The sequence below is a fragment of the Alteromonas pelagimontana genome (assembly GCF_002499975.2).
Lineage (GTDB): Bacteria > Pseudomonadota > Gammaproteobacteria > Enterobacterales > Alteromonadaceae > Alteromonas > Alteromonas pelagimontana.
In genome coordinates, this window is sequence record NZ_CP052766.1 from 86,514 (window position 1) to 100,235 (window position 13,722).

The following is a 13,722-nucleotide window of genomic DNA, read 5'->3' on the forward strand; positions in this document are numbered from 1 at the left end:
CGTTCCTTATTAACCAGAAATCAATTCGTATTTTTGTAGTATTTGTTCGATATGTTTTTGGCTTGCAAGTTCCGGTAAAACCATCGGTAGACGTAATATCGCGCTTTTGGTAAGGCCCATCCGATATAAGGCCCATTTTGGCATCACCGGGTTCGGCTCAATAAAAAGCGCGTCATGAAGTAACTTTACGCTGTCATTGAATTGTCGACACGCATCAAAATTCTTAGCTAACGCCGCATCACACATATTCGACATGGCATTAGGCACAACATTCGCAGTGACGGAAATGACTCCGTGACCACCTTCACAAAGAAATTCACAACTGGAAGCGTCATCTCCGCTTAATAGCAGAAAATCATTTTTTACCAGCTTTTGGGTTGCTTTTAATCGTTGAATATCGCCAGTGGCGTCTTTCAAACCCACAATATTTTTATGCTCTGCAAGCGCAGCCACTGTCTCAGGTAACATGTCTGCTACAGTACGGGCAGGAACATTGTAAAGTAATACCGGTACGTCGGTGGCGTCAGCAATAGCATTAAAGTGGGCGATCATCCCCGCCTGCTGCGGCTTATTATAATAAGGTACAACACTAAGAAAGCCATCTACGCCAAGGGCTGCCATCTGTTCACTAAGAAAAATAGCCTCTGCAGTCGAATTGGCGCCGCTGCCGGCAATTACTGGTATTTTTTTATCTACCATCGCCAGCGTCTGTCGAACAACTTCAATATGTTCGTCAAAGGGTAAAGTAGCAGATTCACCTGTAGTTCCCACAGACACAATGCCGTGAGTACCCTGTTCAATATGAAACTGGACAAGTTTTTCCAGTGCAGGATAATCAATGTCGCCATTGTCATTCATCGGCGTGATCAGTGCCACGTAACTGCCTGTAAACATAATGTCTCCGCTTTTAGTGAGCGCACATGTTAATTATCTAACGCAGTAAACACAAGCGCGCAAAGAGGGAATTTTCGATTATTTGAGCGCTCCAGGTGCTAGCATAGAAAAAAAACTCTGTGCTACCATCTACTCACTTAGTTTCTGGACTGAACACGTATGAAGCAGCAATTGATCGTGACCATTCTCGGTACTGACAGAAGTGGCATTCTTAGCGAAATTGCGACAACTGTCTCCGAAGTCCAATGTAATATTCTGGATAGTCGGCAAGCTATTTATGGAAAGGAATTTTCCCTGACCATGATATTAGAAGGTAATCACCAGGCAATTACGCGTGCGGAATGTTTAATTCCGCCACTTTGCCAGCGCCTGGATTTACTTTCATTGATGAAACGCACCAGCCATCATGAAAAGCAAAATATCGAACATGTTTTTGAGGTGGAATTTAGCGGTGTTGATGCCGCAGGTTTGATTAAGTCAGTAACCCGCTTCTTTGCCGATCGCAATGCTTCTATCAACGCATTTCGCCAACGTACCTTTACCGATGAAAAATCAGGTGAAGAGATGATGCGTTGCAAGTTAATGGTCACCGTTCCGGATTCTGTTGATTTTGGCGAGCTTGAGTATTCTTTAAAGATCCTCTTCGATAGCCTTAAATTGACTGGCAAAGTCATTGATAAATACAAAAAGGATAAATATGCAAACTCTGCAAGCTGGTGACAACGCTCCCACTTTTAGTTTACCTGACCAACACGGTGACAGTGTTTCTTTAAGTGATTTTAAGGGGAAGAAAGTTTTAGTCTATTTTTATCCCAAAGCCATGACCCCGGGCTGCACGGTGCAAGCACAAAATCTGCGCGATACCAAAGCGGAACTTGATGCTAAAAATGTTGTTGTACTTGGCGTTAGCCCCGATCCGGTGAAGCGATTACCGAAATTTATTGAAAAAGAAAGCCTGAATTTCACTTTACTGTCTGATGAAGATCACGCTGTTGCCGATGCATTTGGCGTGTGGGGACTTAAGAAATTTATGGGAAAAGAATACGAGGGTATTCACCGCCTCAGTTTTCTCATTAGCGAGGAAGGGACTATTGAAAAAGTTTTCGATAAATTCAAAACCAAAGATCATCATACTGTTGTTCTTGACTACTTAAGCAGTCAGTAACTAAGCTCAGCTCAATGTAGTGACTCCACATCCCTGCTTAGCTAAGGTGGTGGAGTCCACACATCGAATTAAGCCCGAGAGCGGGCTTTCACCTGCTATGCTGTCGGACAATGCGCGCCATTATCCACCCACGCTTTGAACAGTTTGCCAAACGCTTTCTGTGTCCCCGGCACCGGCTCGCGGCCTTTGCCGGGGTACCAACCCCAGCCTACTAAATCATCTTCGGCCATATGATGAATCATTTCCGCCATTGTTTTTCCGCCGTTGCGCTCTTTGTCCTTTAACTGTTGACAAATTTCGCCCAGTGACTTGCCTACCCAAGCCATTTCCAGAGGCGCAAGGTGCCATTTGGGATTGCCTGGAATACTTTTAATATCATCCGCTTGAGCAATTATTTCCACATTATTCGCACCATGACATGTATTGCACTCCATTCCTGGCACACCAAAATTTCCCAGCCCACGAAACACTAGCGGTTCATGAATTTTCATATCCATTCCCTGTAATGGGTGATTATCGGCGGGATGACAGTTCAGGCAGCGAGGATGCTGAATTACCTTGCCAATTTCCTCAAACATGGCTTGAGCGCGCGCAGTTTTATCTGCTATGTCCGCAAAATCGCTAGCAGAAAGCAACTGAGTTTTCTCAGATGCGTTTGCGTTAGCCTGCAAAGACGATGTAAAGGCAACAGCGCTTATTAAGAGCATCGCGAGACAAGTAATTGCTTTCATGACGGCTCCTTAGGTGGTTTGTCTGGGTTGAATGGGTAAACGGCGGACAGGAGTCCCTGTGAGTCTTCGCCACGCATTGGCCACTGCCGGGCCGATAGGTGGAACACCGGGTTCACCTACACCTGTGGGTGGCTCAGACGATTCAACAATTGCTACCTCAACATGGGGCATTTCATTAATACGTAATGAACGGTAATCATGAAAATTCGACTGCTCTACTTTACCACCTTCTGTAAGGACAATAGCGTTATACAAAATAGCGCCCAAACCGAATCCAATTCCCCCTTCCATCTGCGCGCGGATATGGTTGGGATTCACGGCTACGCCGCAGTCGACGGCAACCCAAACATTATGCACCACGGGCAAACCATCTTTGCCTTCTGAAACTTCGGCAATTTCAGCAACGTAAGTGTTAAAACTTTTGTGTACCGCAACTCCGCGAGCGCGGTTAGCAGGCACAGTTCCGGCCTTATTAGCCAGTTCCGACACTTGCTTTAACACGCCCGCCTGCCGCGACTCAGGCTTTAGCAGCTTTAGCCTTCCTTCAACAGGATCGACATTGGCCTTTTCGAGTAATTCATCAAGAAAAGCTTCTACTGCAAACGCAGTATGAGTGTGGCCTACCGAGCGCCACCACAACACAGGTACGCCCGTTTGCATGTTGTGCGAATACACCCGGAGATCGCGAATGTTGTAAGGAAGATCTGAGGCGCCTTCCACACTGGTTTCGTCCAGTTCATCTTTCTGCATTATCGATTGGCCAGCAATTACCTGATCCCATCCAATAATTTTTCCCTCTTTATCAATGGCACCACGTAGTTGATGAATGAACAACGGGCGGTAAAAGCCACCGCGAATATCATCTTCTCGTGTCCACATATGCTTTACAGGGCGTTTCATGCCGGACACTTTAAATACCTCAGCGGCTTCACGCATGTAAGGCGATCCAAATTGCGCACGGCGCCCAAAGCTGCCCCCGGCATACTGAACATGAATAGTGACTTTTTCCTCCGCAATCTCGCAGATATCGGCAATGGCTTTTTTATCCATACCTGGAAATTGAGCACCGCTGTAGCAATCTATGCCGCCATTCTGGTTTTTTATCAATACCGCATCCAGAGGCTCCATGGGAGCATGAGCAAGATAAGGAAACACGTACTCGGCTTCCAACACTGTTACACCGTCAGCGCTTAAAGTCTGCGACACGTTTCCCCGATTTGTGGCTTTTAACCCCTCCTTGTTCATCTGTTTACGGTAGTCTTCAATGATTGCTTCAGATGAACGGGTTTCCGCCTGACTTAGATCCCACTGAACTTCTACAGCATCACGGCCTTTTAGCGCTGCAAATGTGTTTTCTGCAAAAATTGCCACACCTTGAGAAACAGCTTTAACATCAACCACACCAGGAATCTGCATGGCTTTATTGGCATCAAAACTCGCGACTTTAGCGCCGAAATAAGGCGCATGCTTAACGAGTGCAATTAACATTTCATCAGCGTAAATGTCTAACGTAAAGGTGGTTTTGCCCGTAGTTTTTGCCGGTGTGTCCAGCCGTTGCTTATTGCTACCGATAATTTTAAACGCACTGGGTTGCTTTAACGTTACGTCTTTAGGGGGTGAAAGCAAAGCTGCACTTTCTGCCATTTCACCAAATCCCGCCGAGCGATTTGACTGTTGATGAAAAATACGCCCCTTTTTCACTGCTATCTCAGCGCTGGGCACCTGCCAAGCCGCGGCCGCAGCAGCGATAAGCATGGCTTTTGCCGTAGCACCCGCTTTTCGAAACTGTTCGTAAGAATTGGCAATGGACGTAGATCCACCTGTTCCTTGCATCCCGAAAGCCAGATTTGCATAGGTACTGTCGTCTGCAGGTGACGGCTCTACACGCATTTGCTCCCAATCGGCGTCCATTTCCTCGGCCACTAATTGCGTTAAACCCGTGTAAGGCCCTTGTCCCATTTCCAAATGCTTCGACATCACCGTTACTACGCCGTCGGGCGCCACCCTGACAAATGCATTCATGGGCGTCGCGCGTGATTGGCTGTCTGTGTTTGCGACCATGGCTGCAGCCAACGATTTTGGTATAATAGACAGCCCGATAACCAAACCTGTACCAGCGAGAAAATGCCGCCGGCTCACATTATTTGGTGAATCCTTCATGGCTTATGCCTCCACGTTTTTGGCTGCCTGATGTATGGCCTGGCGGATACGCTGATACGTGGCGCATCGGCAAACATTGCCTACCATTGCGCCATCAATGTCTTTGTCTGTTGGTTGTTTTATTTGTTTTAGCAATGCCACCGCCGACATTACCTGACCGGACTGGCAATAGCCGCACTGCGGCACATCAATATCCATCCATGCGCTCTGGATTGCTTCGGCTTCTTTACCATTTACTCCTTCAATGGTAGTAACTTCATTTCCTTGTACAGATGAGATTGACGTTACGCAGGAACGTTGACTCATGCCATTCACATGAACAGTACAAGCACCACATTGGGCAATACCACAGCCGTATTTTGTGCCGGTGCGTTTTTGGTTGTCTCTAATAACCCATAACAGGGGCGTATCAGGATCGCCATCAAATTGCGCAGATTTTCCGTTAAGCTTGAATGAGATCATAGCCCCTCCTCTATCGGAATTTTAGGGTGCGAGTCACAACAGCGATTGCTGCCAGCATTTTTATTTTGTCAGTAAGCTTATACCAATCTGTAAGAGATTGAGTATTTTTGCAAAAAAATTAACCTATTAAACGATAAGCTACATCGACCTTTTAGAGAAAGAAGCAAAAATAAAGGAGTCCAGCGACTCCTTTATTTTCTGTAGATTTATACTAATTCTCAATCCCTGAGCTGATCATGCATTCTTCTCGCGGATTATTATTAGTTGGGATGCTGATGGAAACGAGGATCAGGATTCCCCGACCATGCCGTAATTAAAGCTTTGACCAGGGTGGCTAAGGGAATGGCGAAAAAGACACCCCAGAAACCCCACAAGCCGCCAAAAAAGAGTACCGCTACAATAATGTATAAAGGATGCAGGCTTACCGCTTCGGAAAACAACAACGGCACCAGCAGGTTACCGTCCAGTGCCTGAATAATGCTATACGCAATAATGAGATACCAGAATTCAGGACTGATCCCCCACTGGAACATTGCTACCACCGCAACAGGAATAGTAACGACCGCAGCACCGATATAAGGAATTAGCACAGAAAGGCCCACCAGCACGCCCAGCAAAATAGCGTAGCGCAAGTCCATTAAAATAAAAGTAATACAGGAAACAATACCCACAATCACGATTTCTATCACTTTGCCGCGAATGTAATTGGCAATCTGAGAGTTCATTTCATGTCCCACCTGCGTAATCAATCTCCGCTCCTGGGGCAATGCCTTATGAATGCTTGCTAGGAAGAAAAGCTTATCTTTCAGCATAAAAAAGACCATAAGAGGCACCAGAATAAGGTACACCAACAACGCTGCTACATCGCCCAGAGAACTAAACGACGCAGAAATCAGCTGCTGCCCGACTTCCACCAGCCTCTCATTCAACCCTTCCATCATCTGATGGATTTGATAAACCTGGACGTAATCAGGGTATTTGTCCGGCAGGGTCAGGATCCAATCCTGCGCTTTTTGCCAGATTAGGGGCGTTTCCTGGATTAAATTGATGCTTTGCCGGGATATGATAGGCACCAGCCCGACCAACGTCATAATGGTGAGGGTAATAAAGCCGACTAATACCAGACTACAAGCCACCGAACGCCTGACACCAACACGAATGAGCCTGCTCACAGGCCAATCCAGCAGATAGGCAATCACCGCCGCCACCAGCACTGGCATGATTATCTCCCCCCATACAACTAGCACGGCGGCAGTAAGCAGAATTAAAATCAACAGCATAGCTGCGTCAGGATCAGAAAATTTGCGTCGGTACCAGCGCCCGAACACCGTAACTAAACTCATGTAATATTCTCGGACTTTCGTCAGTGACCCGCATCATAGAGTAATACAGGGGGTGGCCGCAACAATCAGAACTTTTAGAAATACAACGGCTTGTCGCTGCAAATGAAGGTGATTATCAAATTGCACGTTGCAGCAAGTGGTATTCCCTTGCAAGGTACGGCACAATGCTTAAATATCACGATAGAAAAATGAAACTGATCGCTTCTAAGCCTACTCTAAGGCTTAACGCAAGAGTAGTTCTCGATAGACTAAGGTTCAATGAGATTAATAGCGCAAAAAGGATTAAAGGTAGGGCTGTTGCTGTGTAGCATGAGTCTTGCTGCCGTTGCCCAAACCAATAAATTCAATGATAAGAACGCATTACCTGAAATTGGCGTGGTCGCATCGGATGCGTTGCCCTTAGGTAAAGAAATGATCATTGGTGATGCTGTGATGCGCCAGATGCGCGGTCAGGCGCCGCTGATCATGGACCCACTGCTGGATGAATATTTGCAGGATTTAGGCAACCGGCTGGTGGTATATGCCGACAACGCCAAGTTTCCGTTTCAATTTTTCTGGGTTAACAATGATGCCATCAATGCCTTCGCATTTTTTGGAGGTCACATTGGCGTGCATTCTGGCCTCATTCACAATGCTCAAAGTGAGAGCGAGCTGGCGTCTGTCCTGGCTCATGAAATTGCTCACGTTACCCAGCGTCATCTTGCCCGGCGCATGCAAGCGCAGCAGCGAGCTGCGCCCATTGCAATAGCCTCTATGCTTGGTGGAGTATTGCTGGCGATGGCAAATCCGCAAGCAGGTATGGCGGCAATGGCGGGAGGTCAGGCGGCCTCTGCCCAGATGCAAATCGATTATACCCGCTCAAATGAGCAAGAAGCCGATCGTCTGGGCATAGCCATGCTGGCTCGCGCAGGTTTCGATCCCGATGCGGCAGCTGGCTTCTTTTCTACCCTGGCCGAACAATCCCGTATGGTATCGCGTCCGCCAGCACGGCTCCTATCTCATCCACTTACTGAATCCCGGATTGCAGATGCCCGAGCCAGAGCCGCTGATTTTCCGAAGGTTCGGGTGCAGGAGAGCCTGGCTTTTCATCTAGCCAAAGCACGAATTATGGCTCGGTACACCTGGGATAAAGATTATAGTCTTAAGTATTTTCAGGCCGCAGTAGAGAAAAATGATTATGCTCTACGTGAAGCCGCCGAGTATGGCTTGGCATTGTCCTACTTAAGAACTGAGAACATAGCCAAGGCGAAACCTATCATTGATAAACTATTAAATGAAGACAGTGAAAACCTCTTTTATCTGGATGCCGCTACTGATATTTCTCTGGCGCAAGAACAATATAGCGACGCCATTGAAAGGCTGGCTCCGCATTTAAGCAGAACACCAAGAAACATCGTATTAGCAATGAATCAGGCTAACGCCTTAATTGCAGCAAAACGGCACGGGGAAGCCATTTCTATTCTCAAAGATTTTTTGTTGATTAATCCACATTATGAAGTGGCATATCAGTTACTCGACGAAGCGTATCAGTCATCCAAGCGTTATCAGGACATGCACGAGAACAAGGCAGAAATTTATGTACTGAATGGCGCCTACCGCCGCGCAGTGGACGAGTTGCAGTTTGCCTACAACTTTAGTGGTGACAATTATTTAGCGAAACAACGTATACGTGCGCGTATCAAGCAGTTGCGGGATGAAGAGGAACGTTTAAAGCGTCTGTAATTTCAGCTTATTGAGCGTTTCCAGCAAACCGGCTTCGGTTTGTTCACCTGCCAATTTAATCGCTACCTGTCCTTTCGGATTAATAATATAGGTGGCAGGTAAATATTGGGGCGTAGTCATAGGCATGGAGGTTTGGTTGTCAGCAATAATCACGTCAAAGCTGATATTGTGTTTTTCTGCCATTGCTCGGGCTTGTGTCTCGGTCATCGGATCAAAATTGATGCCTAGGAGCACGACATCTTCTGGCAAACTTTGATTCAGACTATTAAGCTCAGGAAGCTCCCGAAGACAAGGTGCGCACCACTGGGCAAAGTAGTTCACGATTACCCATTTTCCTTCTAATGCCTGCCAACGATAGCGTTCGCCATGTAAGGTTTGTATATCGTACCGGGAAAACTGATAAGTCAGCGCTCCGGTACTGACAGCCAGTATAGCCAGCGCCGCAAAAAAGACAGGTTTAGCGAAACCGGCAATGTTTATTGAAGAATTCTGCAATCCCATGTTTAACTCTTGATGAACCTTGTTAAAATTGCATGCTGTATCATAACAACACAGTGAGTATTGCCATGTCTAGCATTACCATTCTGCACAATCCCCGCTGCTCTAAAAGCCGTCAAACTTTGGCGCTGCTCGAGGAGAAGGGAATAGCCCCCAAAATTGTGGATTACCTAAAGTCTCCGCTATCGGTAGAAGAAATAAAGCAGCTCTTTACAAAATTGGCGTTACCCGAAGTCACTGACATGATGAGAACCAAAGAAGCGGAATTTAAAGAAGCTGGACTGCATCGTGAAAATGTCACTGACGAAGAGCACTTTCAAGCCATCGCCAATTATCCTAAATTACTGGAGCGCCCGATTGTAATAAATCGCAATGCAGCCAAAATTGGTCGTCCGCCAGAAGCCGTTCTGGATATTCTTTAGTGGCTCCTGTTCTTGTGCTGTACTACAGCCGCCACGGCTCGACAAAAAAGCTTGCTGAAACCATTGCAAAGGGTGTGGAAAGTTCTGGCACGCCTGCCATGTTACGCACCGTTCCTCCTATTTACACCTGTTTTGATCACGCCCCTGATACTGTTCCCCAAAGTGGCGCGCCTTATGTAACCGCTCGGGATCTGGAACTGTGCAGTGGCTTGGCGTTAGGCAGCCCTACCCGCTTTGGCAATATGGCAGCTCCTCTTAAGCATTTTCTGGACACCACCAGCACGCAATGGTTGAAAGGTGCTTTAATAGATAAACCCGGATGTGTGTTCACTTCAACGAGCAGTATGCACGGTGGTCAGGAATCGACATTATTAAGTATGATGTTACCTTTGATTCATCACGGCATGATAATCTGCGGTTTACCATACTCGGAACCTGCCCTCCACGAGACCCAGTCTGGTGGTACACCTTACGGTGTATCTCATGTGGCTACTCCCCACGCGACATCAACAGAAAGTCCTGTACTTACCTCCCACGAAGAGGCGTTGGCCATGGCCCAGGGATTCAGGCTGGGCTCACTGGCAAGGAAGTTACATCACCATGCATAACCGGAGCGACAGCATGTCCCCTACCACACGTTTTTACCGTTACCTCGCGCTGGGAAGCTATATCGGATTACTCGCCTGGGTGGCGGTATGGCAACTTTTGTTAAATACCGATCACTCCTACTCGCTAACATTTATTGCAATTATTTATCTACTGCCCTTACTCTTGCCAGCCAAAGGAATGATACAAGGAAAACCTTACACCCACGCCTGGGCAAATTTTGTGGTTTTGTTTTATCTCATTCATGGTTGTACGGTTATGTACGCTATAGAAGCTGAAAGGCTTTATGCAGCTATCGAACTCATACTGGTAATGCTGATGTTCACGGGTTGTTGCGTATTTGCCAGAAGAAGAGGCAAGGAACTGGGGTTGGGTCTAACGAAGCTAAAAGACGAGATGAAGAGAGAGCGTGAATATTTTGAAGGTAAAAACTAAGGCGCGGGTTATATTAATCTAGTTCCAGCTCTCGTTTCACTAGCGCCACCGATAGTTTTTTCTGTTCTTGCAAAGAGCGCTTATCTAAGCGCTCTAACAACGCCATTAAACTTGGAAGATCTCGCTCACAATGATGTAACAAAAACTGAAGCGCCTGCTCAGACAACTTCAGACCCCGTTGCTCGGCACGATTGCGAACGACACTTTTGCGCTCTTCATCGTTAAGCCCCTGGACCTGATACGTTGTTCCCCAAGCTAAGCGTGAGCGAAGATCGGGCAAAACAAAGGCCGGATGACTAGGGCCAAATTCAGATGTACACACTAAAATGGCGCGTCGAGTTTCCACTATTCGATTAATCAAATCAAACAGTGCCTCCTCCCACTCATGGCTACCCGCCAAGCAATGAATATTGTCCAGACAAACTAATGGCAGGTTTTCCAGCCCATCAAAGGCGTGGCGCGTCCACTGCTTACTTTCTTCAAGGTTAAGATAGATATGTTGCGCCTGCTTAGCGGCCAATTGATGACACAGCGCGTAGAGTAAATGGCTTTTGCCTCGCCCTTCGCTACCGACCATCGTTACCAGGGGCAACCGCGAAACCACCAGCGAACGCAGGGCTTGCGCTTCCTGCCATGCAGGGCTGGCATCCGCTATGGCTTGCAGCAACCCGACCAGTTCTTCATTCGTCCCTTTCGCAAAGCTGGTGAAGGTTTCATCAGTGGGTAAAGTGACGGGCAACGGTAGTTGCATCGCTATTCGTTCCAGTAAAAATTCAATCCTTCAACAGGTTGGCCGAAGGCATCCCTGACAGGTTGTAACCGGGAATCTAACGATAACGAATTTCGAAAATCGTCAACAGAGCCCAGCAGCGAGACTTCGAAGCTAGCAACAGAATTTTTCTGTTCAGATAAGATGGCATTACCGACTACGCTTAAATTATTTAAGTAACGCTGAGCATGCACATATTTTGCGAGACTGTTAAGGTTAGCCACAGAAATAGTCAGCCTGGTAGTGGCACCCTTTTCGGTACCCGGTGTAATGGCAAATTGCGTCGCCAGAAAATCGGCATAAACGTCAATGAATTGCGTTGACAGCACTTGCGGATCGTCGCCGTAGATAGTGCCAAACTGTACTCTTTCACCCGTAATGACTACCCAGTCCAGCGCAAACTCGCCTTCACCAGACTGAGTGGCAATAGAGTGTAATTCTTGTTGATTAATTTCCGGGGCGTTTTCGGCAGAAGAATCCGCAGCCGCCGGTACCGATTTCTGCGTGAAGTCCTGTAAAAACTGATCGGCATTTTCCAACGCTCTTGCGGTACGGGCTTCTCTGCTTTCTTCGCTCAGAGAATCCGCTACCTTATCGGCGGTAGCTGTATACACACGCGCCCCAATAACATAATCAACACCATAACGCTTAGACGCTTGCGTTAACGTGCTGGCAAACCTGCCCCATATATCATAAATAGAAATAGCGTTGTTGTCGTCCAGATCCATTAAGGGGAAATTTAACGGGATACCACGACGCTTAGCAGTGTCTTGAACCGCTCGTCTTACGCCGTTGGAATTTGCTTCATCGATGATTTGACGGTTGCCGTGCTCATCTTCAATAGCTAGCCAAAATATTGTGTCAGGTCGACGGTTTCCCCAAACGGGAAGTTGCTGTTCCCGAAGTAAAGACACCACGGCCTGGCGATCAAACTCGGCTATATAAATAAGGGAACTTCCGTTGTCTTCGAAGCGGTAGGAACGCAAATATTGGGTAGCGGAACGTAAGGCAGATTTAACTGCCGAATTATTCAGTACCTCGTTGCTACCTGAAGTTTTGACAAAAACAGCGCCTAATGCTGATTTTACCGCTTTATTTTGCGTCGCTTGTGATTGATTCTCAACTTTCACCCGTGCAACGTTGGCCTCTATAACGCTACTGGCAAAAGCCGGCTGGCACAAAGCACTCTCGAGAAAAAGGAAAAAGAGAGAAAAGGTCAGAAGGTGTAGCGCAGGCTGCTTAACATAGCTCATCAAGTTACGTTGTCGCTCCGTGATCACGATAAAATACAGACGATAAAAAAGAGCAGCCATTGTCTGTCATTTATAAAATTTTTTCATCTTTAATTTCACGAAAACTTTGCCTGCGGTTGTAATACTAATCCACCTTGATGCGTAGGGCATAGATTGTCGATTGGACTTGCGTCCACTTGCTGGTAGAATCCGCGTTTTTCCATCCTTAGCATCAGGGCCCCACCGTGAGCGAGAATAAAACTTCGTTAAGTTATAAAGATGCTGGTGTAGACATTGACGCCGGTAATCAGCTTGTTGAACGCATTAAATCAGTAACCAAGCGTACCCATCGCCCGGAAGTAAAAGGCGGTCTGGGCGGGTTTGGAGCGCTGTGTGAAATTCCAGCGAAATACAAGCGTCCGCTGCTGGTATCCGGCACCGACGGTGTGGGAACAAAACTTCGTGTTGCCATGGATGCCAACGAGCATCATGGCGTTGGTATCGATCTGGTTGCCATGTGTGTAAACGATTTAATAGTACAGGGTGCTGAACCCCTGTTTTTCCTTGATTACTACGCTACCGGCAAACTTGATGTAGACACTGCTGCGACTGTGGTTGCGGGAATTGGAGAAGGCTGTGAGTTAGCCGGCTGTGCATTAATTGGCGGCGAAACAGCCGAAATGCCTGGCATGTATCACGGTGGAGATTATGATATCGCCGGGTTCTGCGTCGGCGTGGTAGAGGCGGATAACGTCATTGATGGCAGCCAGGTTAAGCCTGGGCAAAAGCTGATTGCGCTAGGCTCATCCGGTCCCCACTCTAACGGTTATTCACTGGTGCGGAAAATTATTGAAGTGAGCGGTGCAGATCTGGAAAGTGATCTTGAAGGTAAATCTTTGAAATCTCATTTACTTGCGCCCACACGTATCTATGTGAAATCGGTTCTGGCGCTTCTGGATAAAGTCAATGTAAGCGCCATTTCTCATATTACCGGCGGCGGCTTCTGGGAAAACATCCCCCGTGTTCTTCCCGCCGATGCGAAAGTAGTAATTGATGAGAGCAGTTGGGCATGGCCTGCCATTTTTAACTGGTTACAAACTCAAGGCAACGTAACCCGTCATGAAATGTATCGCACGTTTAACTGCGGCGTAGGTCTGGTAATAGTAGTGGATGAAAGTGACGTTGAAGCATCAATAGAAATGCTGCAGTCTCACGGCGAGAATGCCTGGCTAATCGGCCATATTGAAGCTAAAGACGGCGATAGTCAGGTTGAGATAAACTGA

General features: G+C 47.2%; 15 protein-coding genes. 7 read left to right on the forward strand and 8 right to left on the reverse strand.

Annotation, left to right across the window (positions count from 1 at the left end):
* Positions 1 to 9 precede the first annotated feature (9 nt).
* The gene (gene dapA, locus CA267_RS00425) at positions 10 to 894 is read right to left on the reverse strand and encodes a 4-hydroxy-tetrahydrodipicolinate synthase (RefSeq protein WP_075609299.1); all 885 of its coding nucleotides are present in this window, start codon (positions 892 to 894) and stop codon (positions 10 to 12) included.
* 159 nt (positions 895 to 1,053) lie between these two features.
* Between dapA and CA267_RS00430 the strand changes: the two genes are divergently transcribed.
* On the forward strand, positions 1,054 to 1,614 hold the full coding sequence (locus CA267_RS00430) for a glycine cleavage system protein R (protein WP_075609298.1): 561 nt from the start codon (positions 1,054 to 1,056) through the stop codon (positions 1,612 to 1,614).
* The gene (gene bcp / locus CA267_RS00435) at positions 1,592 to 2,059 is read left to right on the forward strand and encodes a thioredoxin-dependent thiol peroxidase (protein WP_075609297.1); all 468 of its coding nucleotides are present in this window, start codon (positions 1,592 to 1,594) and stop codon (positions 2,057 to 2,059) included. The genes CA267_RS00430 and bcp overlap by 23 nt, the downstream gene beginning before the upstream one ends.
* Before the next feature lie 95 nt (positions 2,060 to 2,154).
* Here bcp and CA267_RS00440 read toward each other — a convergent pair whose 3' ends face one another.
* The 4 genes from CA267_RS00440 to CA267_RS00455 form a co-directional block, all read right to left on the reverse strand.
* A complete protein-coding gene (locus CA267_RS00440; RefSeq protein ID WP_075609296.1) occupies positions 2,155 to 2,790 on the reverse strand; it encodes an Isoquinoline 1-oxidoreductase subunit in 636 nt (211 codons plus the stop codon).
* Positions 2,791 to 2,799: 9 nt separating this feature from the next.
* A complete protein-coding gene (locus CA267_RS00445) occupies positions 2,800 to 4,950 on the reverse strand; it encodes a xanthine dehydrogenase family protein molybdopterin-binding subunit (protein ID WP_075609295.1) in 2,151 nt (716 codons plus the stop codon).
* Between the two features lie 3 nt (positions 4,951 to 4,953).
* Positions 4,954 to 5,412, reverse strand: a complete 459-nt coding sequence (locus tag CA267_RS00450; protein ID WP_075609294.1) for a (2Fe-2S)-binding protein — start codon at positions 5,410 to 5,412, stop codon at positions 4,954 to 4,956.
* Positions 5,413 to 5,672: 260 nt separating this feature from the next.
* Entirely contained in the window at positions 5,673 to 6,755 is a 1,083-nt protein-coding gene (locus tag CA267_RS00455; protein WP_075609293.1) for an AI-2E family transporter, read from the reverse strand.
* Between the two features lie 258 nt (positions 6,756 to 7,013).
* Between CA267_RS00455 and bepA the strand changes: the two genes are divergently transcribed.
* A complete protein-coding gene (bepA, locus tag CA267_RS00460; protein WP_075609292.1) occupies positions 7,014 to 8,477 on the forward strand; it encodes a beta-barrel assembly-enhancing protease in 1,464 nt (487 codons plus the stop codon).
* Here bepA and CA267_RS00465 read toward each other — a convergent pair.
* Positions 8,463 to 8,978, reverse strand: a complete 516-nt coding sequence (locus CA267_RS00465; protein ID WP_083638436.1) for a TlpA disulfide reductase family protein — start codon at positions 8,976 to 8,978, stop codon at positions 8,463 to 8,465. The two genes, bepA and CA267_RS00465, sit on opposite strands and share 15 nt — an antisense overlap.
* A gap of 65 nt (positions 8,979 to 9,043) precedes the next feature.
* On the opposite strand from CA267_RS00465, the gene arsC reads away from it, so the two are divergent.
* From arsC to CA267_RS00480, 3 genes are read left to right on the forward strand one after another with little or no spacing between them, the layout of a single operon-like run.
* Complete coding sequence (arsC, locus tag CA267_RS00470; RefSeq protein WP_075609291.1) at positions 9,044 to 9,397, forward strand: arsenate reductase (glutaredoxin); 354 nt, start codon at positions 9,044 to 9,046, stop codon at positions 9,395 to 9,397.
* Positions 9,397 to 10,005 (forward strand): NAD(P)H:quinone oxidoreductase, encoded by a 609-nt coding sequence (gene wrbA, locus CA267_RS00475; protein ID WP_075609290.1) that lies wholly within the window; start codon positions 9,397 to 9,399, stop codon positions 10,003 to 10,005. Before arsC ends, wrbA begins: the two co-directional genes overlap by 1 nt.
* Positions 9,998 to 10,438 (forward strand): DUF2069 domain-containing protein, encoded by a 441-nt coding sequence (locus CA267_RS00480; RefSeq protein WP_408609401.1) that lies wholly within the window; start codon positions 9,998 to 10,000, stop codon positions 10,436 to 10,438. The genes wrbA and CA267_RS00480 overlap by 8 nt, the downstream gene beginning before the upstream one ends.
* A gap of 13 nt (positions 10,439 to 10,451) precedes the next feature.
* On the opposite strand, the gene hda is transcribed toward CA267_RS00480, so the two are convergent.
* Positions 10,452 to 11,189: a DnaA regulatory inactivator Hda gene (gene hda / locus CA267_RS00485; RefSeq protein WP_075609289.1), complete on the reverse strand. Its 738-nt coding sequence runs from the start codon at positions 11,187 to 11,189 to the stop codon at positions 10,452 to 10,454.
* Positions 11,190 to 11,191: 2 nt separating this feature from the next.
* The gene (locus CA267_RS00490) at positions 11,192 to 12,520 is read right to left on the reverse strand and encodes a DUF2066 domain-containing protein (protein ID WP_075609288.1); all 1,329 of its coding nucleotides are present in this window, start codon (positions 12,518 to 12,520) and stop codon (positions 11,192 to 11,194) included.
* A 164-nt stretch (positions 12,521 to 12,684) separates the two neighbouring features.
* Here CA267_RS00490 and purM point away from each other — a divergent pair, with 164 nt between their 5' ends.
* Complete coding sequence (gene purM / locus CA267_RS00495) at positions 12,685 to 13,722, forward strand: phosphoribosylformylglycinamidine cyclo-ligase (RefSeq protein ID WP_075609287.1); 1,038 nt, start codon at positions 12,685 to 12,687, stop codon at positions 13,720 to 13,722.